This is a genomic window from Segetibacter sp. 3557_3 (assembly GCF_004354985.1).
Taxonomy (GTDB): Bacteria; Bacteroidota; Bacteroidia; order Chitinophagales; family Chitinophagaceae; genus Segetibacter.
In genome coordinates this window covers 1,006,365-1,027,979 of the sequence record NZ_SMSK01000001.1, presented here as the reverse complement: position 1 = coordinate 1,027,979, position 21,615 = coordinate 1,006,365, and the positions used below count along the sequence as shown (strand labels likewise).

The window sequence follows — 21,615 nt, the reverse complement described above, 5'->3', positions numbered from 1 at the left end:
CCGCAAGTGCTTTGGCGCCGCTACCAGCTAATTTTTTGGTATACTTGCACCGCAATAGAAAGCAGATGGCCAACAAGATTTTTAGTATATACAGTCCACAATCACCGGGTGAAGTTTATGACGATGACCAGCTGATTCTTGAAATTGCAGACACTCATATCGCCTGCCAGGTTAAAAGTTCAAAAAGCAGGACCATCGCTTCCTTCGAATTGTTTAAGATTGCGAAATCTACCAAGTTTTTAAGAGGGGTGCTCGCCGACATTCTTCCGCATTCAAAAATTTTGCAGGAGCGATATGTAAAAACTAAGGTCTTTGTTCAGAATGCCCGAAGTGTGCTGGTGCCTGCACCATTGTTTAATAAGAATAAAGCTGCTGATTACCTAACCGCAACCAGCCAGCCCCAGGGTAATGTTATCGTCCGGCACGAACACGTTGACACATTTGGCGGTATCGTTAACGTTTACAGCCTGCCAAATTCAAGCGAGAACGACTTTCCGGAAACACTAGGTGAAATAGAAATTCATCATACCTATAGCCAGATTATACGCAGTTTCCCGAATGACCTGCCAGCTTCGAATGCTGTTTTCAAGGTTCAGTTTTACGGTAATCACTTTATTGTTGCCGTTGCTTCTAACGGGGTACTCAAATTGGTGCAATCTTACCAGTACCAGGTGCCTGCTGATGTATTGTACTACCTGCTGAATATAACGGAGCTGGTGAATGCCGATGTACAAACGCTAAAACTGGAGATCAGTGGAATGATCGATTTGAACTCGCCGCTTTATAAGGAAGTAGAAAAGTACTTTAGAAACGTGGTTGTGGAAGAAGCGGATAGCCGGTTGATCCACCTTGATGCAAGTGAATACCCAATGCATTATTTTACGCCCATCTTTAATCTTGCCCTATGAGAATAATCTCAGGTACCCTTGGCGGAAGAAAGATAAACCCGCCGGCGAACATGCCCAACACCCGGCCAACAACCGACATTGCAAAAGAAGGTCTCTTTAACATACTTAACAGCCGGATAGATTTTGAGGGCTTGAAAACACTTGACCTTTTTGGTGGAACAGGAAGCATCAGCTACGAACTGGCATCAAGAGGCGCAACAGACCTTACGATAATTGAGAAGGATACCGCGATGTACGACTTTATAAAGAAGACCGCCGCTATACTTGCAATCGAAACTTTCAAAGTGATCAGGCTCGATGTGTTTTCCTACCTGTCTACCTGTACAGAAAAGTTTGATTTTATTTTTGCCGGTCCGCCATATGCACTTGGCAGCATTGATGAATTGCCGAAAGTGATCATGCAAAAACAATTGCTTTCGCCCGCTGGTATTTTCGTGTTGGAGCATACGCCAAGAAACGAGTATACCAATTTTGATGGGTTTGATTTCCAGCGGAACTATGGCACGACTATTTTCTCCTTTTTCAAAAACAAGGAATGAACAAACCTATTTTTGTCACCGGCATTGGCACAAGTGTAGGTAAAACCCTGGTGGCGGCAGCGGTTTCGGAAGCCCTCCAGGCTGATTATTGGAAACCTATCCAGGCTGGTTTTGGAGATGATTTTGACAGTGTAACCGTAGGTAACCTTGTAAGCAACGGGATTTCAAAGGTGCACCACGAATTTTACAAACTATCCATGCGCAGTTCTCCACACCTGGCTGCGGAAAAAGACAATGTACGTATTGACCTCTCTGTATTAGAACGTTCCTTCCGGCACCTGTCGAGTGTTAACCCTCACCTCGTGATTGAAGGTGCAGGTGGCCTGATGGTGCCACTGAATGAAAAAGAGTTTGTGGCTGACCTGATTGCCAAGCTTGATGCAAGAGTGATCATTGTAAGCAGAAATTACCTTGGAAGTATCAATCACTCCCTGCTTACCGCTCAACTCTGCCGTCAACGAAATCTCAACATTCTTGGCTGGGTATTTAATGATGAAGTAATGGGATATGAGGAAGACATTGTTAAATGGTCGGGCTATCCTTCGCTGGGACGCATTCCCTTTACGCAGACCATTGATAAAGCATTCATTTCAGAACATGCCGAAAAGCTAAAGCCGCAATTAGAAAGATCATTGCAACAGGATCCCGCAAAGAAACCAAACCGGTAGAGACCAATTGTACATGACAAAAAAAGAAGTTCGTAACCTTTATAAAGCTAAGCGGTTCTCACTGTCTTCACCCGAGCGGATGAAGATGGATGACCTGATGCTGATATGGTTTCAGCGACTGGCCTTTGACACGGTTACAACGGTGCTGAGCTATTGGCCCATAGAAGAGCGTGGTGAAATGAACACGCATTTATTTGTACGCTATCTCGAATACCTGATACCCGGATTGCGTGTGTGCTACCCCGTAATCAACCCGGATACAGCTGAAATGACGGCATTTGAAGTTAATGACGACACTACATTTAAGCTGAACGAGTACAACATTGCGGAGCCGGAAAATGCTGTTGCTGTTGATCCCCACGACATTGACATGGTGTTTGTTCCATTACTGGCCTTTGATGCAGAAGGCTATCGTGTTGGATATGGAAAAGGGTTTTATGATCGCTTCCTGATGCGATGCAGCCCCGAGGTAAATAAGGTCGGGTTTTCCTATTTCGAAGCAATAGATAAAATCGATGACCGCAATCAATTTGATGTACCTTTAAATTACTGTATCACGCCACAGAGATTGTATGAATTTTAATTTTTACCTGCTGAAGTCATTCAGGATTCTACTTTTCCCCTTTTCTCTGATTTATGGCCTGATTGTAATAACCCGCAATTTCTTATTCAACAAACAATTCTTTAAATCGGCCCGCTTTAATATGCCGGTTATATGTGTCGGTAACCTTTCAACAGGGGGCACCGGTAAAACGCCAACAGTCGAGTACTTGCTGCGGCTGCTCAGGACCGACTATAAAGTTGCAACACTCAGCAGGGGCTACAAAAGAAAAACCAGGGGTTACGCCCTCGCCCATGAGTCAACTACAGCGTTGGAGATAGGCGACGAGCCTATGCAGTTTCACTATAAGTTTCCCGAAGTAGCTGTAGCAGTAGGGGAGGAAAGGATTGTTGCCATACCACAGTTGCTGCATGATCGTCCTGATACCGAGGTGATCATTTTAGATGACGCATTTCAGCATAGAAGTGTGCAGGCGGGGTTTAATATATTGCTTACCGATTGTTCAAACCTGTTTACCCGCGATTTTTTCCTGCCAACAGGCGACCTCAGGGATCAGCGTCAATCTTACAAGCGGGCACAGGTTATCATCGTCACCAAATGTCCGCCAACACTCACGGAAGGTGAAAAAAAGGTTATCCGCGACGAAATCAAACCATTAAAAGATCAGCATATCTTTTTCACCAGCATGGAATATGAAACGCCATATCATGTAATCACCCGCGAAGAACGACGCATAACCCATAATGATGAAGTGGTGCTGTTTTGCGGAATTGCCAACCCGCGGCCGTTAAAGAATCACCTTGGGGAGCAGGCAAAAACATATTCCGAACTGTTGTTTGCCGACCACCATATTTTTACAATAGATGATCTAAAGGAAATAGAGCATAAGTACCGGCAAATCCAGTCGACGGACAAGTTTATTTTAACCACGGAAAAAGATGGTGTACGATTAATGAAGTTTCAGCAACAGCTTACCCACCTTCCGGTATATGTTTTGCCTGTACGTCATCAATTCCTTTTTAATGAAGGGGAGCGGTTCAATAATCTGGTTAAGGCCTTTATCAATAATTTTCATACGCAATCAAAAACACCATGAGCAAGAAAGAACAAAAGCAACCCAGGCGTAAGGCTGGCACCGCGAATGATCCGAAGGGTATACTGGAAATTACCAGGAGTGGTTTAGGCTTTGTGGTCATGCCCGGTGACAGCGGCGATATATTGGTTAGACCAGGCAACTTCAATTCAGCGCTCAACGGCGATACGGTACGTGTTGAGGTTACTAAAGAAAACGACCGCAACGGGAAAAGAGAAGGGAGAATAGTGGAAGTTTTGACCCGTAAGCAAAACGAATTTGTTGGGCACATACAGCTTAGTACCAACTACGCCTTTTTTGTTCCCGATACCGATAAACCAATGCCCGACCTTTATATTCCACTTGAAAACCTCAACGGCGCTAAAAACAAGGAACGGGTAATTGCCAGGATTACCAATTGGGAAAACGGCAGCAAGAAACCTGAGGGCACAGTTGTGCAGGTGATTCATGCGGAGGACGAAAGTAACATCGCCATGAAAGAAATTTTAGCGGAGAATGGTTTTCCGCTGGAGTTTCCTGACGAGGTACTTGAAGAAGCCGAAAGGTTGCCCGACATTATCGGCGAAGACGAAATCAGTAAGAGAAAGGACTTTAGAGACGTGCTTACTTTTACCATCGACCCGGTTGATGCACGCGATTTCGATGATGCATTGTCAATAAAAAAACTTACTGATGATCTATACGAAATCGGGGTACACATTGCCGATGTAAGTCATTTCGTGGTTCCCGAAACAGAGCTCGACAAGGAAGGTTATCACCGGGCTACCTCAGTGTATTTGCCTGATCGGGTAAACCCAATGTTGCCCGAGCGCATTTCAAACGAGTTATGTTCGTTACGGCCACATGAAGACAAACTTACCTTTTCCGCAGTTTTCGAGATGAATACAAAGGGCGAGATTAGTCGCCAGTGGTTGGGCAGAACCGTGATACATAGCAATCACCGGTTTACTTATGAAGACGTGCAGCAGATTATTGAAACGAAGCAAGGTCCACATGAAAATGATGTTTTGCTTTTGAACACCATTGCACAAACCCTAAGGTCGGAGCGTTTTAGAAAGGGTGCAATAAACTTTTCTTCAACCGAAGTGCGGTTTAAATTAGACGAGAAAGGAAAGCCCGTTGGTATCGTTGTAAAAGAAAGCAAAGAATCGCACCAGCTTATTGAAGAGTTTATGTTGCTTGCAAATAAAGCTGTTGCAGAAACAGTATCTAAGGTTAAGGTACGTCAGAAAGATATTCCATTTTCTTATCGGGTTCACGACAGGCCCGACGAACAAAAGCTTGCGCCTTTCATTGCATTTGCCACCAAGTTTGGACATCGTTTCGATATATCCTCGCCCGAGAACATTGCGTCGAGTTTCAACGCAATGCTTGAAGCGGTTAAGGGAAAGCCAGAGCAACATGTGCTGGAACAACTGGGCATAAGAACAATGGCCAAAGCTTTTTACACCACCGAAAACATCGGCCACTATGGTCTCGGCTTCGAAAATTACTGCCACTTCACTTCGCCCATCAGGCGCTATCCCGATATACTCGTTCACCGGGTACTTGAGTCGGTTCTGCAAAAGAAGCCCGTCATCGATAAAAAGATGGAGGAGAAAAATAAACATTGCAGCGAGCAGGAACGAAATGCCATGGATGCAGAGCGTGCAGGAAATAAGTACAAGCAGGTTGAATTTCTTAAAGATCACCTCGGGGAAGAGTTTGAGGGGGTAGTTAGCGGGGTTGCAGGGTTTGGATTTTGGGTGGAAACGGTTGAACACAAATGTGAGGGACTAGTTACCGTTACCAGCCTCATCGATTACGACGACTTCAGGTTGGTGGAAGGCGACTACGCACTGGTTGGAAGGCGAAGCGGCAGAAAGTTTAGAATGGGCGATCGTGTTACAATACGGGTGGTGGCTGCGAACCTAACGAAGCGCCAGCTTGATTTTGAATGGGTGATAAAAGCAGGTCTTGACCAGGATGAGCGGCAGGCACCTGAAAGCATAAGTAAGCCAAGGGGCAGGGAGCGCACGGGGGTACCGGCAAAACCAAAAGCAGGAACACGGGAGAAATCAAAACGCAAAAAGAAAGAATAACATCCCCCCTACAGCTAAGAGGTATTTCAACGAACCCAACCTGCTTCGGATAACAAACGGGTAATTTCTTTGCAATGCTTTTTTGGGGACCAGCATGCGTACCTCGCTGATCTTTGGTTGTCCGCCCGGATGAACCAGTTCGGACGGGTGTCACTCACTTGTACTTTCAGTAATGCTATTGAGCCATGACCAACTTCCAGGAAAAGATTACGTGCACGCGTGCGGGTTGGGTGAATGACAATTTACCGGTTTGCTCACAAGGGCTATAAAAATAACAGGATTTAAGCAGTGAATCTCAGGTTGTATAATACCAAAACGCTTTGCGACACAACCCCAGGCTGAGTCGAGAACAGGCTGGTATCGTGTGCCTGTTTGGGCACATAAACAACTGCGGGTAAACGCTGTAAGTGCCGGCAAACTTTTGGGCCGATTGCAATACTTTTGCCGCCAACCATATTGTATGCATACATTCCAGGATCTGGCTGCTGATTTTTCAGCGCGTTTCAATATTGATCACTTTCCCGAGAGTCCACGTACGCTTTACGAACCCGGACAATATTTTCTGCAAATCGGGGGCAAACGTATCCGGCCTGTAATGTGCCTGATGGGCAATGAGCTTTTTGATGCCATCAAGCCGGACGCCTATCACGTAGCCACTGCAATTGAGCTGTTTCACAACTTTACGCTGATACACGACGACATTATGGACAAAGCTCCTTTGCGCAGGGGCATGAAAACCGTTCATGAACAGTACGGTGAAAATACGGCGCTGCTCAGCGGGGATGTAATGCTGATTAAAGCATACGACTACCTGAACAAAATAAACGCTACATACCTCCATAAGATCTTACACCTGTTTAATAAAACGGCAAGCCAGGTTTGTGAAGGACAGCAACTGGATATGGATTTTGAGAAACAGCAGATCGTGGCCCTGGACGAGTATATTAGAATGGTTGAACTAAAAACATCTGTTTTAATCGCCGCGAGTTTACAGATGGGCGCAATACTTGGCGGGGCAGGTGAGGGCAATGCAAAGCACCTGTACGAATTTGGTCGCAACCTGGGTATCGCTTTCCAGGTGCAGGATGATTACCTCGATGCCTTCGGTGACCCCGGGAAATTCGGGAAAAAAGTTGGTGGGGACATAGTTGCCAACAAAAAGACATTTTTGTTGATTTATGCTTTGGAAATTGCCACCGGTAACCAGGCCGAACAATTACAGGAACTTATCTCCGGTAACGAACCCGGCAAGGTGGAAAAGGTATTGGAGATTTTTAAATCATGCGGTGTGGATGCCTGGGCGAAGCAACTAAAAGACAGTTACATCAATACCGCATTCAAACACCTTGAAGATACCGCCGTACTATCCGCGCGTAAAAAGCCGCTTGAAGAGCTTGCGTCATTTCTTGTTCACCGCGATTACTAGACCTTACCATTTGCCAGGCTGATCAAACAGCAGACCGGGGCTCAGCAAAGCAACCAAAGTTTCAACTGAGCGTAGCAACGATGTCGCCACATTGCTGTGGCTGGTGCCAAAAGAATCCGTAAACTGCAACCGGCCAGCCATATCATAAATACCTATCTTAACGGCAACCAAAAAAAGAAAACTGCAGATGTCAAATTCCCTGTTCAGGAAAAAATCAATCGACACCATTTTACGGGATGCGCAGGAAGGTTATGGCGATGGGCACGGTTCATCACTGAAGAAAGTACTGGGTGTAAAAGACCTTACTGCCATGGGAATTGCTGCCGTAATTGGTGCGGGCATTTTCAGCAGTATTGGTAAGGCTTCATTTGATGGCGGACCGGGCATTATTTTCTTATACCTCTTTACCGCAGTAGCGTGTGGATTTGCTGCCTTGTGTTATGCTGAATTTGCTTCTACGGTTCCGGTGTCAGGCAGTGCGTATACCTATTCGTACGTGGCATTTGGGGAGATTTTCGCCTGGATCATCGGTTGGGACCTTTTGATGGAATATGCAATCGGCAATATCGCGGTTGCGATTTCGTGGAGCGATTATTTCACCCGCCTGATGTCGGGCTTTGGCTGGAACATACCGGAATGGTTAACCATGGATGCAACATCGGCGCAGTCGGGTTACAACGAAGTAACCGGTTTGCTGCGCTCAGGTCAGGCACTAACGGCTATTGATTCGGGACTCGTATCGAAATATATGGCCTGGCTTAATGCGCCGCTGATGGGCGGAATGCATATCATTATTGACCTGCCCGCATTGTTAATTGTTGCCCTGATCACTTATATTGTATTGCGTGGTATAAAGGAGTCGCGTACCACCAGCAATATACTGGTGCTGATAAAGCTCGCAGTAATTTTTCTAGTGATTGTTGTGGGTGGCTATTATGTTGATCCTGCAAACTGGACCCCCTTTAGCCCAAATGGTGCAACTGGTATTTTAAAAGGGGTGTCGGCAGTATTTTTTGCATACATCGGTTTTGATGCGATCTCAACCACGGCGGAAGAATGTAAGAACCCGCAAAGGGATTTGCCACGTGGAATGATCTATTCACTCATTATCTGTACCGTGTTGTATGTTGTACTTGCGCTGGTACTAACCGGAATGGTAAGCTATACCAAGTTGAATGTTGGCGATCCGCTCGCACTTGTGTTTGATGAGGTTGGCTTAAAGTGGGTGTCGGGAATAGTAGCGGTAAGTGCGGTAATTGCCACTGCAAGCGTGTTGCTGGTGTTTCAACTGGGCCAGCCTCGCATATGGATGAGCATGAGCCGCGACGGCCTGCTACCGCGTATTTTTTCGCTTATTCATCCTAAGTATAAGACCCCTTATTTTTCTACCATTCTTACCGGTTGCCTTGTAGCCATACCGGCCTTGTTTCTTAACCTTGACGTGGTAATTGCACTAACCAGTATCGGGACCCTTTTTGCATTTGTACTGGTTTGTGGTGGTGTACTGGTGCTACAGCTTAGGCCGACCAGGTCGGAAAGCCGCTTTAAGGTTCCTTATCTGAATGGTAAATACATTGTTCCCGCAATGCTGATTGTTGCTATGATACTCGTTGCGCGGGCCTTCCCGGGGTACTATTCGGGCATGTTTACCATTGAAGGTTTTCCGATGATTGCATTTTTTTTGATAGCGATTATCATGAGTGTGCTTAGCTACCTTAGGAACCTTTCGCTTATTCCTGTGTTGGGTTTACTAAGTTGTTTTTACCTGATGGCGCAGGAAAGCCATACCAATTGGTACAGGTTTCTAATCTGGCTGGGATTGGGACTGATCGTTTATTTTCTTTATGGTTATCGCCATAGTAAGCTGAGGAGGAGGGAAGTTTAGAGTGGGTGATCAGTTGATTGGTTGATATGTTGATGGTTAATATGTTGATTACCTCAATACCCAATACCTAAATACCTTAATACCCAATACCCCAATACTCAACACCCAAATCCGCCCAACTGTAGTAAATTTGCTGTTTCCGTACGGCTTGCATGCCCGGGTTAATGTTCAATTTTTTGTTATATGAAATACCAGGTTGGTGATGAGATTGTGGTGGTGCACAGCAATGACACCGGGAAGGTGATTGAAGTGATTAATGATAAGATGGTGTTGATAGAAGTTAAGGGGGTCAAGTTTCCCGCCTATATGGACCAGATAGACTTTCCCTATTTCAAACGTTTTACGGAGAAAAAACTATTTCCCGAAAAAAAGAAGGAGAAGGTGTATGTAGACCAGGTGCAAAAGGAAAAGCGTAGAGACGAGGTAAAGGTTGAAAACGGTATATGGCTTGCGTTTTTTCCAAAGTTCGACACGGATGTTTTTGGCGATGAACAGGTTGATTTATTTAAGATCTACCTGATCAATCGCACCGAACTGGCCTACGAGTTTACCTACAAACTCAATTTCTTTGGGCGGAATGATTTCGAGATTACCAGCGAGATTAACGGGTTTAAAGATTTTTACTTACACGATGTATCGTTTGAAAGTTTGAACGACAATCCCTCCTTCGAATTTGAATTTTCACTCGTGAAACCCGACAAAAACAAAGCAGAATACTGCGAAGCTTCATTTAAGATAAAGCCTAAGCAACTCTTTAAGAAAATTGAAAGCTTAAAGGAAAACAATGAGCCTTCTATCAATCACCTCTTATTAGAAAAGTATCCCCCACGTCCTGAAGAAAAGATGGATCTCGCGGCACTTTCCAACGTAGGCTTTAAAGTTTACAATGCTAAAAATGCTCGTCAACACCTTGATCCCGCACGCAGCATTGTAGACCTGCACATCGAGAAAATCACCAACGATTGGGAACGACTTTCCAACCTCGAGATCATTTCTATGCAGTTGAAGGAGTTTGAAAAATACTATGACCTGGCCATAGCACACCGGCAACCTAACCTGATTGTTATACATGGTGTAGGCAAGGGGCGGCTGAAAGAAGAGATACATGAAATATTAAAAACCCGCCACGAGGTAAAATCCTTCATAAACCAATATGACCCCCGCTTTGGCTATGGCGCCACGGAAATATTTTTCCAGTACTAAGTTCACGATTTGAAACAGCCAGGTAAACAGGCCTTTTGCCAGGTTGGTTATTGTGGGCTTATTCATGCTCTTCGGAACAGGATTATTACCTCTGCGGGCTCTCTATATATGGATGTCAAAAGCTAAGCATGATTTTGAGCCCTTGAACCTGTATCGCCGCTTTTCTTCGAAAATTAATCACCCGTTGACTTTCCCGGCTTGTAGGTGTTGCTCTTCCAGTCTTTCGGCTTTTGCGGCAGGGAATTTCTAAAGATGATGTTGCCTGATTTTTCTCCTGAAATCTTTGTTACCACCTGTTTGCCAGGCACCTTGAAAACCACCTTGTCGAAGCGGATGTCCTTTCCATCCAGTACCGTTAGCACCGCGTCTTTACTTTCAATTGTCGAATTACTAATGGTGATATCCGTTACATCCTGCAGTGTAATCAGGCCCGAACTGCGGATATCGGCATTTTCAATGCTTAAACTTGTCAGTGGAGACTCAGGTATACCGGTAACCTTAATAAACTGCTTGCATTTGTCGACAATAATATTTTGCGCAACAATTTTCCGGTAAACGGGCGTAAGCCGATTAACAGCCCTTGCAGGTAACCTGTCGGCAAGATCTCCAACATAGGCCCTTCCACCCAACATGTCCCAATTGAATGCATGATCGCGTAAAGTCATCCTGATCCGGTTATAGTACAGGTTTTCTCCACCACCACCACGGGGTCGTCTGGTCTTAAACCTGATGCCAACACCGGTATCATCAAATACACAGTCGTGCACATACAGGTTACGGATCATACCCGCAGTTTCGCTTCCACAGGTTATACCGCCATGCCCCTCCTGGGCAAGGCAATACCGTATGACCACATTTTCGGTGGGCTTATTCACCCGAAGCCCATCTTCTCCACGGCCGGCTTTTATGGTAAAGCAATCGTCACCGGAACTCAGCGTACAGTATTCGATCAGCACATTTCTGGATGACTCGATGTCAATCCCATCGCCCCTGGGTATGCCAACCGAATGCACCGTTATACCCCTGATGATCACCCCGTCGCAATAAACGGGTACAACGTTCCAAAAGGCCGTGTTTTCAAGCGATATCCCTTCTATATAAACATTTTTGCAGTTGATGGGCGAGATAAACATCGGGAGAAATATGAAATCTCCATTGTATCCTTCATAAACCCGTTCTGCAACCGGTTTATCATGCGGGACAATCTTTTCTATTACGTCGGCATTCATTACCTGTTTTCGAACAGAGCCATCGGGTGGACCGATGAGTTTTCCTTTGCCGGTGACGGCAATATTCTGTTGGTTGTTCGCATAGATACATGCGCCGAGTGACATTACTTCAATCCCTTCGTTCCGGGTAAACACCGCGGGTCGGTAATCTTCAATTTCGCCACTAAAACGTAGTTCGGCACCTTCAGCAATATGTAAGTTCACGTTGGACTTCAGACTGATCCGGCCGGTAAACCAACTGCCCTTTGGGATAACAACCCTACCACCGCCACGACTGCTCACCTCATCTATGGTTGCCTGGATAATAGTTGTAGCTTTTACATTCTCCTGTGCGCCTTTGTCGTTGATGGCAACGGTTAAAGATGGGAATTGTGGTTTTTTAAACAACGGCATCTTGAAGGGTGCAGTTACGGGGGCAATGGTATCGGGCAGCTGTGTTGCGCCAACATGGTGTTTAAAGGGCACGACTTGGTTCAGGTTTGATGGGGATTGTGCCAGCGCAGATAAGCTAAAGAAAATAAGTATGGGTACTATGTTTTTCAATTGGAGCATATGCATTCGGTGATTTACGTTAACCATTCGCCTATACAGATAAGGTACGGTGCGGAAGGGCTGAAAATACGAAGAGAACGCTTGCCGGAACACTTTATCAGGCAAACTCACCCAGTAGACCATTACCAGGGTAGGGATGATCGCCTCAGATCACAATGCCGTTCCGCCGCTTTCGCCACAGTAACTTAATGTACATTTGTGCAAATTTTTTTGATTGAAGCACTTAAAAGCTATTAATAAATACTTCTGGAAATACCGGGTCAGGTTTATCGTAGGTATCTTATTCGTTGTCACTTCAAATTACTTCGCTGTTCTTGCTCCCCAGGTTACCGGCTATATCGTCAACCAGGTACAACAACGCTTGCCCGGCGCACGCCCGGTAGTTCGCAAAGAAGTGCATGATGCGCTTGTAAACTGGTTTATCCGGCTCATGGAGCCGATGCAAAGTGACTTTTCGCTGCTGATTACCATTTGTTGCCTGGTTATCCTTTTGTTAGCGGTCCTCCGTGGTTTGCTCATGTTTTTTATGCGCCAGACGATTATCGTGATGAGCCGGCATATCGAGTTCGACCAAAAAAACGAGATATTCCAGCACTATGAATTACTGGATACCAATTTTTACAAGACCAACAGTACCGGCGACCTGATGAACAGGATGGCAGAGGACGTTAGCAGGGTTCGGATGTATACTGGTCCGGCAATCATGTACCTGATCAACCTGATTGCATTAATCACCTTTTGTGTGGTAAACATGGTCCGGAAAGATCCGATGCTTACGCTATATGTTCTTGCTCCACTACCGCTGCTGGCCTTTGCGATCTATGTGGTCAATACCATCATCCATAAAAAGAGCGAACAGATCCAGGGCTTGTTGTCCGACCTGACAACAAACGCACAGGAGAGTTATTCGGGCATAAGGGTAATCAAATCCTTTGTACAGGAGAAGGCCATGCAGGGGTTTTTTGAACGCAACAGCGAGGACTATAAAAGGAATGCAATCGGTCTTGCAAAGGTGGAAGCGGTATACTTCCCAAGTATGGCCTTAATGATCGGTCTCAGTACCCTAATAACAATCCTGATTGGTGGTATCCAGGCGATCCACGATACGTCGAGGGTTGGGATCATCGTTGAATTTGTTATCTACATCAACATGCTCACCTTTCCCGTTAGTGCAATTGGTTGGGTCGCCAGTATGATCCAGCGTGCATCGGCGTCGCAAAAACGCCTTAACGAGTTCCTGCAAACCGTTCCGGTCATTCAGGATAATGGTTCGGTGGAGGTATTGGAGGGAGATATCCTGTTTAAGGATGTGAATTTTACCTATCCGCATACAGGTATAAAAGCAGTTGAAGATTTTAACCTGCACGTTAAAAACGGTGAAAAGGTTTTGATCCTTGGAAAAACTGGTAGCGGCAAATCAACGATTGCACAATTGCTGTTGAGATTTTATGAGCCTTCAACAGGTACCATAACGATTGGGGGCAGAAAGCTGCCGGAATTTCAACTCAGGGCTTTGCGGCAGCAGGTAAGTTATGTGCCGCAGGACGTATTTCTTTTCAGCGATTCCATCGAAAACAACATCAGCTTTGGCGTTCGTGAACATACCTTCGACAAGGTGAGACAGGCTGCCCAACGAGCAAATATCGACAAAGAGATCATGCAATTTCCGGGGGAATACAATACGTTAGTAGGGGAGCGGGGGGTAACCTTGAGCGGGGGGCAAAAGCAGCGTATATCCATTGCGCGGGCACTTGTTAAAGATCCGCAGATTGTGGTATTCGACGACTGCCTGAGCGCTGTTGATACAGCAACCGAAAATATCATTATCTCGAACTTTTATGAATACCTCAGGGAGAAGACTTCTATCATTATTACCCATCGTATTTTCCCCGTATTTGAATTTGATAAAATTATCATTCTTGAAGACGGCCACATTGCGGAACAGGGAACCCACCAGGAATTGATGAAATCAAACGGATATTATGCGGAATTGTACCGTACCCAGGTAATGTCGCCCCAGCAGGAGGAAGTGGTTGAATAGGGTTGAAATGCGTTCACGCTTTTTCGTACACGCTCATGCTAGACATATCAATTTTTCAAGTGGGTCGATTTACCTTGGTTGTTTTCCGAAAAATTGAACTGCTACAAATTCTACCCGGAGTAAATCAAGCAAGAAGTTTTTTATGGCACCAGCGGTAGAAGCCAGGTGTGGCTTTGGTTGTGTCACTCACTTGTACCGCAACAATGCTATTCGGCATACCAGCCTGAATTCAGGTAAAACAAACACCATCAAATTGTAGCCGCGACTTTGTATTCAAAAGTTTGCGGAGCTCTCGCGGGTTCCTTTTTTGAAGATTTCTGTTGCTATTAAATTGGTATATACCTGGGTGTGCGATTTATATTTGATTCGAATAATATGATTTGTATCATAAAGTTCCAAAGCTTTACAGCCGGTGGTTTAATCGCTGATAATCATCACATAGCGATCGTTTTATCGCTACCTGAAAACCGATAAATAATTAATTTTGAAGTTCCAATTCAAATTTTTGTAAATCAAAAGTAATCATATATTTGTGTCAACCATTTTAGGCACGCTTAATATTAAAACTAACAACTGTGGCTTACGAAAACAACGAACAAAAGATCGAAAGTGTTTACAGCAAAAGGATAAGAGCCGGAAAAAGGAGAACTTACTTTTTTGATGTTCGAGCAACTCGTGGGAACGATTACTTTCTTACCATCACAGAAAGCAGGAAACGTTTCAATGATAATGGTTACGACAGGCACAAGATATTTCTGTACAAAGAAGACTTCAATAAATTTCTGAAGGCATTAACCGAGGCAGTTGATTATGTAAAAACAGATCTAATGCCCGATTTCGACTTCGATGCTTTCAATCATGATAATTACGATGAAAATGGTGTTTCAGCGGGGCTCCAGGGCGGTGCAGATGAGTTATCACAGGATGAGGCTCCATTAACATCTGTTACTGCTCCGGAACCGGTGGAGGAACCCGAGGAGTTTAAGCCAGTTGCGGTAGCTGCACCCGTGTTACCGGTGACTGAAAGAGCCGACCATTCTACTGAAGAAGTTGACAAGTGGTAAAAACCCAAATAAGCTTTATCAAAAGACTGCTCACAAGGCAGTCTTTTTTGTTGAAGCAAAAGCCCAGGGTATCCGTTTACATTACAGACTGCCAGCTACGTTCACAAGACTCTAGCGAATACCTATATCGAAATGATTAACATTCTCCCATTAAGCGTATATTATGCAACTACTTTCCCTGTTGTCTTTTTGTCTAATTGCATTTGCTTCCTGTGCACAGTCTAAAATAGCTGTAAGCAACACATACGGTTTTCTAAGACAAAATTCACGTGGTGCTCTTGCAGTTGACGAAAAGGGGGGACCCATCAATCCTGGTCCTGACTCACAATATATCGCATACATTGAAGTTCCGTCGGCAATTGAACCCGTTTGGACAACAGCCTGGATAAACAAGCAGTTGTATGATGTGTCCGGCGCTAAGGTAACCAGTCCTGTAATACCGGGAACCGGCCTCAATACCGCGTTGAAAATTGAACTCGCTGCAACGCCGGGAAACAATTTATGGGAGCTAAGTTTTCAGAAGGGAACCCCCCAGCCCTTGCCTGCAAAGTTTACATCTGCTGCCTCAACTCCGATGATTATAAAAGCACTTTACAACAAAAAAGAAATGTTCTTCGAAGTGAAAAGTATCTCAGAGCTTGATCCCATAATATATCCCTGACATCCGGCAGATCCAAACCGGATGTTGTTAGGAGTGTGACAACCCTCGAGACTGGACACCCTTTCTAAGTTTACCAGCCGGTTTTACGAATGATTTCGCGGAACTTTTCTTTTAAATGATTTCCCATTTTAGGAAATCCGTATATTGCTAACAAATCGTTGACGATGTCCAATATTCTAAGGAAGCCCCTTGTAATGGCTATTCTTGTGTCATTACTGTACGCCTGCCACTCAGGCGATATCCACAAAAAACATCCCGATAAGATAGCCGTACAACAAGACGAAGAAGAACACGAAGGCTATGATGAGGCTGCAGCCAGGGACAGGTTTGAATTCGAACGCATCAAAGACCCCTCACTTGGTTATGTTCCGCTTGAAAGAATGTTACAGGCTGTAGATTACACCGAAGACCTGAAGGCTAAAAGATCAGACGCTCTGAGAACATATGCACTATCCTGGACTGAAAGAGGCCCCATCTTCGATACTGTTGGCCCGAGTAATGGAAATACTAGAGGCGCCAACAGGATGGCACCTGGCACCTACACTTCGGGAAGAACACGCGCTATTCTTATTGATACCTTAAATGACCCTTCCGGCAACACAGTCTTTTGTGGTGGGATTGCCGGTGGTTTGTGGAAGTGTACCAATTTTTTGACCGGTGTTCCAAATTGGCAAAACATCAACGACCGGTTTGATAATCTCGCGATCTCGTCGATTTGCCAGGATCCCACCAATCCAGCAATAATGTACTTTTCCACCGGTGAACCCACCTCAAACGCTGACGCTGTAAATGGACTCGGACTGTGGAAATCATCAAATGGAGGCACTTCCTGGATCAGGTTGCCACAGACCGCTAATTTAGTACGCACCTTCAAGTTAATGTGTGATGCGCAGGGTAACGTATATGCCGCAGAACGGGTAATTGCAAGGAGTGCAAGTTCACCTGTGTCACAAACTCTTGGATTAGTACGTTCAAAAGACCAGGGAGCTACATGGGAAAATATCACGCCGAATAACCTTACCAGTACTAACGCAAGCTGCACCGACATTGAAATTTCAAGCACCGGAAAATTACATGCAAGTTTCGGCTATAATACGGGAGGCACCAACAGGGTACAACACCTCTACACCGCCACCCCTGCAACGGTATCACCAGGCTCCTGGAACACCAGTACCGGCTTAAGAAACAGTACTGTTGTATCATTACGCCTTGAATTAGCAGCAATCGCCGACACTTTATATGGGGTTACAGTTAACTCATCATCAAACCTCGATAGTGTATACAAGTCAATCGATGGCGGTGCTACCTGGACCAGGCAAAATGCTTCGGCTTTGCCTACCGAAATATTAAATGGACAGGGCTGGTATAACCTTACGCTCGCAATTAATCCCATCAATTCGCGTGAATTTATTGCCGGTGGTTTGGATGCTTATCGTTTTACCAATAGCGGGGTAAGCGCCCCTACAAGATTAACTTATTGGGTTGGGCCAGGTGTTCCGTACGTGCACGCAGACCACCACTTTATGCAATGGTGGATGGTTGGGAACCAAAGCAGGATCGTTATTGGTTGTGACGGTGGCGTTTATCTTTCGAACAATGCGGGAGCTACCTGGACCGACAAAAACAGGAACCTGGCCATCAAGCAATTCTACGACGCCGGAATTCACCCTGCACAAGGTTCACCTTATATCATCGCCGGAGCGCAAGATAATGGTACCCATCAATTAAAGAACCCCGGACTAAGTTACTCAACTGAGGTAACCGGTGGCGATGGTTGTTTTGTTCACATCAACCAGCAAAACCCGCAAATCCAGTTTGCAACCTATGTATATAATCAATACCGCCGTAGCGTGGACGGCGGAGCCACATGGAGCCAAGTAAATTTATCAGGCACGATGGGTGATTTCGTGAATCAATATGATTATGATGGTGGTCAAAACATACTATATGCCAGTTGGGCCGGACGCCCACAACCGAACAGGCAAATTATAAGATGGAGGAATGCGCACGCGTCGAATACAGATACTTCAATACTAACGTTGAACGAGTTGGTAACAACCAATACAAATACCGCTAACAACGCCACTGTGCTAAAGGTTTCGCCATATACTACGGACCGGGTTTTTGTAGGCGGAAACAAAGGTGCGATCGTACGCCTCGATAATGCCAGTTCTGTTTCCAATTCCAATGCCAGTGCAAACTCAAAAAATATCTCGGGGGCAAATTTTGACAGTGGTTATGTAAGCTGTGTAAACGTTGGTTCTTCTGACAGTTTCCTTGTAGCAACATTCTCCAGCTACGGGGTAAAACATGTATGGTTCAGCAACAATGCCGGAACATCATGGACGAACATCGATGGTACACCCGGTGCGGGTGGACTGCCCGATATGCCCGTACGCTGGGCCATCTTTGATCCGCAAAGCAACAGCAAATTGTTGCTGGCTACTGAAGCCGGTGTATATACTACAGGTGCCATTGAAGGGGCAAATACGGTTTGGACTCCGGAAACAAACTTCCCTACCGTGCGCACGGATATGTTGCGCTTAAGATTAAGTGACAATACCGTTGTTGCAGCCACGCATGGCAGGGGAGTGTTTACTGCGGTTTTGCCGTCGAACCCCGAGATTAGATTTAATGCTCCTTCCCTTGTTATCAATGAAGGAACGACTGCACCAACAACAGGATGTAGAAATTATCGGGACTACAATGTCGACGTTTCAATTATCTCGCCGCCGAACGGGGATGCTACTATTACCTACAACATAAAAGCCGGGAATACTGCTGTGGAGGGCATGGACTTCGACTGGACCGCAAACGGCAGTTTCACTAATTCGACGAAACAGCAGGTATTTACCAATGGGGTACTGGCGAGTAAAATTATAACCCTTAGAATTTACGACGATGCAGAAGTAGAAACACCTGAAACATTTGTCATTAGCTTCGATATCTCCGGTTCCACGAACGCAGCTGCTGGTTCTGCGGCTACTTTCACGGTTAGCATCAAAGACGATGATCTTGCTCCTGTACTGCCCACGAACATCACGCAGAATGCTACTATCGGCAGCCTACAATATTACCTGACCACTGGTAATACTTCATTTCCTATGGATCAACGGCTGTCGAGCAGAAGGTCACAATTTCTATTTACACCTGCCGAATTACTGTCAAGGGGACTTCGGGCAGGCAGAATAGAAAGTTTTACCTTGACTATGACCCATGTGGCTACCGTTAGAAGCTATAGTAATTTCATGGTTAAAATGGGATTAACAACACGAAACGTGTTATATGACTCTGGTCAGGCGTATGTTCCAGTAACGACAACTCTTGTAAAAAATCGATCTACATTTACACCCGTTGTGAATAATAGTTTCGCAAGTAATTCTATCAAGTTAGATGCGCCTTTCACCTGGGATGGAACCAGCAGTTTAGTGGTGGAGCTTTGTTACAATAATGGCAATGCAGACAGTTCCGGAACCGTAGACAGGACAATTGGTTACGCTGATGAAACAACGAGCAAGCAATCGAACTTTATCTGGCAAAACAACATCGATTGTGATGGCGCTTTCGATGCCGGGTCAGGCCAATTTGGTTATTATTCAGGACTTAAGCCGACCATTGGTTTTACTGAGGCCATCGATATTGGTACTATGGCTGCAACAACACTCAACAATTCAGATACAGAGAACTTTAGGACCGCTTCATCAACAAATGACCTGGTTTTTTATGCTCCTGCTCGTAACTATACACCCGCAAGGGAAATACTGGCGAAGTTTAAAAACACCTCAAATTCAGATTACGGCTGTACCCAGGTGGTCATCGACAGGGCAGGTACAGGGGTTTCGAAATTCTGGAGCGACACCGATACGTCTAGCTTCCTGATGAACAAAACGTACCGCGTACTTCCAACTACCAATGATCCCGCAGGAACCTACGAAGCCACGTTCTATTTTAGCCGCGAAGAAAAAGAAGGTTGGGAAGCCGCTACAAAACAAAGTTTTCAAAACATCAGGATCATCAAGCTGCCAGGACAGGTATCAGCCGTTTCTGCTTCTAACCCCGCCCCCGATGGTCCAGGTACCGTTCAGGTTATTGAACCAACCAATGTTGGCAATATCGGGCACATGTACTTTGTAACTGCAAACATCAGCGGTGGCTTCTCGGGATTTGGTTTTGGAATTCCACTAGCTCCTTTGCCGATTACCCTGTTAAACTTCGACGGCAAATTGCAAAACGACCATGCTTTACTTGACTGGAGTACTTCATCTGAGGCAAACAGCAAACAGTTTGATCTCGAGAAGTCGTATGATGGGGTCAACTACCGCAAGTTGATTACGGTTAAAGCTGCAGGTAACAGCAGCTCCAAACGCAACTACAATTACACGGACAAGGAATTTGCCGCAGCGATTAACTACTATCGCCTGAACCTGGTTGACGCCGATAATAAGTCGCGGTACAGCAATGTAGTCCTGCTGAAAAATCCAAAGACCAGCCAGGGAATGTTTGTAATCAATAATCCTTTCAGCACCTACCTCGATATTCGGTTCGGCAAAACACCAGCCGGAAGGGTTCGCTTGCAATTGACAGATGCAGCAGGTAAACTTGTTGAAAAAGTGGAATTCAACAGTTTGTCGCAGTCAGTGATCCGGTTTAACCTCACCTCCAACTTGACTAGCAAAGGCGTTTATATACTGAGTGCCGATCTAGATGGGAAACGGTATACTGCCAAAGTAATGCGACAATAACTTCATCTTAAATCACAAAAAAGGTGGCTGCTCCTAAGGCAGCCACCTTTTTTTTGCTAAGCCGATACCTTACCGGTAACCATTGTTATTTGCCAACACCCTGCTGTTGGTAAGCGCTTAACAGTTTGATTACTTCAACAGCTTCCTTAACGTCGTGAACCCTTAGGATGTTAGCACCTTTTAAAACCGCAATGGTGTTTAAGACGGATGTGCCATTCAGCGCATCTGCAGCTGTTGTCTGCAATGTTTTGTAGATGGTCGACTTGCGGGAAAGACCAACAAGCAGTGGCTTGTTGAGAATTGAAAAAGCTTCCAGTTTATGCAATAATTCAAAGTTGTGCGCAATGGTTTTTCCAAATCCAAACCCGGGATCGATGATGACATCCTTGATGCCCGCTGCGGCTGTTGACGCTATTTTATGAATAAAGAAATCCAGTAAATCAGTTACCAGGTTGTTATAAACAGGGTTTTTGTGCATTGTTTGTGGAGTGCCCAACATATGCATTGCGATATAGGGTACCCCCAGGTCAGCCACCGTTCCGATCATCCCATCGTCCATGTTACCCGCGCTGATGTCGTTAACAATACCGGCCCCAGCCTCAATTGCTGCCCTGGCAACTGCCGCATAAAAGGTGTCAACAGAAAGTATTGCTTCAGGGAAACGTTGATGTATTTGCGCTATTGCAGGTATTACCCGGTTTAGCTCATCTTCAGCAGACAAAAGTTGGCTCCCGGGCCTTGTACTTTGTCCGCCGATATCGAGGAATGTGGCCCCGGCTGAAATCATTTCTGATGCCCGCAACAGGTAGTTGTCGCTGGTATCCATTCTGCTTCCTTCATAAAATGAATCAGGGGTAATATTGATTATACCCATTACAACGGGCTGGTCAATCGTAAGCAGCCGGCCTCTACAATTCAGGGTAAACATTGCTTGCTTTCCTTTATTTTTGACAAGATACCA

At 45.3% G+C, this 21,615-nt stretch carries 15 protein-coding genes; 13 read left to right on the top strand and 2 right to left on the bottom strand.

The window, feature by feature from the left end; all coding sequences use genetic code 11:
* Positions 1–65: 65 nt before the first annotated feature.
* From EXU57_RS03675 to EXU57_RS03635, 9 genes are all read left to right on the top strand, one after another.
* Entirely contained in the window at positions 66–908 is an 843-nt protein-coding gene (locus EXU57_RS03675; protein WP_133266794.1) for a DUF3822 family protein, read from the top strand.
* Positions 905–1,447, top strand: a complete 543-nt coding sequence (locus tag EXU57_RS03670; protein WP_133266793.1) for an RsmD family RNA methyltransferase — start codon at positions 905–907, stop codon at positions 1,445–1,447. Before EXU57_RS03675 ends, EXU57_RS03670 begins: the two co-directional genes overlap by 4 nt.
* Positions 1,444–2,115, top strand: a complete 672-nt coding sequence (gene bioD, locus EXU57_RS03665; protein ID WP_133266792.1) for a dethiobiotin synthase — start codon at positions 1,444–1,446, stop codon at positions 2,113–2,115. Before EXU57_RS03670 ends, bioD begins: the two co-directional genes overlap by 4 nt.
* A gap of 13 nt (positions 2,116–2,128) precedes the next feature.
* Positions 2,129–2,698 carry a 5-formyltetrahydrofolate cyclo-ligase gene (locus EXU57_RS03660; RefSeq protein WP_133266791.1) on the top strand — a complete coding sequence of 190 codons (570 nt, stop codon included), beginning with the start codon at positions 2,129–2,131 and terminating at the stop codon, positions 2,696–2,698.
* Complete coding sequence (lpxK, locus tag EXU57_RS03655) at positions 2,688–3,773, top strand: tetraacyldisaccharide 4'-kinase (RefSeq protein WP_133266790.1); 1,086 nt, start codon at positions 2,688–2,690, stop codon at positions 3,771–3,773. The genes EXU57_RS03660 and lpxK overlap by 11 nt, the downstream gene beginning before the upstream one ends.
* The gene (gene rnr, locus EXU57_RS03650) at positions 3,770–5,851 is read left to right on the top strand and encodes a ribonuclease R (protein WP_133266789.1); all 2,082 of its coding nucleotides are present in this window, start codon (positions 3,770–3,772) and stop codon (positions 5,849–5,851) included. Before lpxK ends, rnr begins: the two co-directional genes overlap by 4 nt.
* 460 nt (positions 5,852–6,311) lie before the next feature.
* On the top strand, positions 6,312–7,277 hold the full coding sequence (locus EXU57_RS03645; RefSeq protein WP_133266788.1) for a polyprenyl synthetase family protein: 966 nt from the start codon (positions 6,312–6,314) through the stop codon (positions 7,275–7,277).
* A gap of 187 nt (positions 7,278–7,464) precedes the next feature.
* The gene (locus EXU57_RS03640; RefSeq protein WP_133266787.1) at positions 7,465–9,162 is read left to right on the top strand and encodes an amino acid permease; all 1,698 of its coding nucleotides are present in this window, start codon (positions 7,465–7,467) and stop codon (positions 9,160–9,162) included.
* A 183-nt stretch (positions 9,163–9,345) separates the two neighbouring features.
* Complete coding sequence (locus EXU57_RS03635) at positions 9,346–10,365, top strand: Smr/MutS family protein (protein ID WP_133266786.1); 1,020 nt, start codon at positions 9,346–9,348, stop codon at positions 10,363–10,365.
* A gap of 173 nt (positions 10,366–10,538) precedes the next feature.
* Here EXU57_RS03635 and EXU57_RS03630 read toward each other — a convergent pair whose 3' ends face one another.
* Entirely contained in the window at positions 10,539–12,146 is a 1,608-nt protein-coding gene (locus tag EXU57_RS03630) for a glycoside hydrolase family 28 protein (RefSeq protein WP_207955373.1), read from the bottom strand.
* A 214-nt stretch (positions 12,147–12,360) separates the two neighbouring features.
* Between EXU57_RS03630 and EXU57_RS03625 the strand changes: the two genes are divergently transcribed.
* The 4 genes from EXU57_RS03625 (at position 12,361) to EXU57_RS03610 (ending at position 20,654) form a co-directional block, all read left to right on the top strand.
* Entirely contained in the window at positions 12,361–14,187 is a 1,827-nt protein-coding gene (locus EXU57_RS03625) for an ABC transporter ATP-binding protein (RefSeq protein ID WP_133266784.1), read from the top strand.
* A 575-nt stretch (positions 14,188–14,762) separates the two neighbouring features.
* Positions 14,763–15,251 (top strand): DUF3276 family protein, encoded by a 489-nt coding sequence (locus tag EXU57_RS03620; RefSeq protein WP_133266783.1) that lies wholly within the window; start codon positions 14,763–14,765, stop codon positions 15,249–15,251.
* A 163-nt stretch (positions 15,252–15,414) separates the two neighbouring features.
* Complete coding sequence (locus tag EXU57_RS03615) at positions 15,415–15,912, top strand: hypothetical protein (RefSeq protein ID WP_133266782.1); 498 nt, start codon at positions 15,415–15,417, stop codon at positions 15,910–15,912.
* Positions 15,913–16,076: 164 nt separating this feature from the next.
* Positions 16,077–20,654 (top strand): T9SS type A sorting domain-containing protein, encoded by a 4,578-nt coding sequence (locus EXU57_RS03610; RefSeq protein ID WP_133266781.1) that lies wholly within the window; start codon positions 16,077–16,079, stop codon positions 20,652–20,654.
* Positions 20,655–20,739: 85 nt separating this feature from the next.
* On the opposite strand, the gene folP is transcribed toward EXU57_RS03610, so the two are convergent.
* Complete coding sequence (folP, locus tag EXU57_RS03605; RefSeq protein ID WP_133266780.1) at positions 20,740–21,582, bottom strand: dihydropteroate synthase; 843 nt, start codon at positions 21,580–21,582, stop codon at positions 20,740–20,742.
* Positions 21,583–21,615 lie beyond the last annotated feature (33 nt).

Coding starts and splice junctions, on each gene's coding strand:
- EXU57_RS03610 (WP_133266781.1), top strand. CDS start 16,077: ATGTCCAATATTCTAAGGAAGCCCCTTGTAATGGCTATTCTTGTGTCA.
- EXU57_RS03630 (WP_207955373.1), bottom strand. CDS start 12,146: ATGCTCCAATTGAAAAACATAGTACCCATACTTATTTTCTTTAGCTTA.
- lpxK (WP_133266790.1), top strand. CDS start 2,688: ATGAATTTTAATTTTTACCTGCTGAAGTCATTCAGGATTCTACTTTTC.
- EXU57_RS03670 (WP_133266793.1), top strand. CDS start 905: ATGAGAATAATCTCAGGTACCCTTGGCGGAAGAAAGATAAACCCGCCG.
- folP (WP_133266780.1), bottom strand. CDS start 21,582: ATGTTTACCCTGAATTGTAGAGGCCGGCTGCTTACGATTGACCAGCCC.
- bioD (WP_133266792.1), top strand. CDS start 1,444: ATGAACAAACCTATTTTTGTCACCGGCATTGGCACAAGTGTAGGTAAA.
- EXU57_RS03635 (WP_133266786.1), top strand. CDS start 9,346: ATGAAATACCAGGTTGGTGATGAGATTGTGGTGGTGCACAGCAATGAC.
- EXU57_RS03675 (WP_133266794.1), top strand. CDS start 66: ATGGCCAACAAGATTTTTAGTATATACAGTCCACAATCACCGGGTGAA.
- EXU57_RS03615 (WP_133266782.1), top strand. CDS start 15,415: ATGCAACTACTTTCCCTGTTGTCTTTTTGTCTAATTGCATTTGCTTCC.
- EXU57_RS03640 (WP_133266787.1), top strand. CDS start 7,465: ATGTCAAATTCCCTGTTCAGGAAAAAATCAATCGACACCATTTTACGG.
- EXU57_RS03645 (WP_133266788.1), top strand. CDS start 6,312: ATGCATACATTCCAGGATCTGGCTGCTGATTTTTCAGCGCGTTTCAAT.
- EXU57_RS03660 (WP_133266791.1), top strand. CDS start 2,129: ATGACAAAAAAAGAAGTTCGTAACCTTTATAAAGCTAAGCGGTTCTCA.
- rnr (WP_133266789.1), top strand. CDS start 3,770: ATGAGCAAGAAAGAACAAAAGCAACCCAGGCGTAAGGCTGGCACCGCG.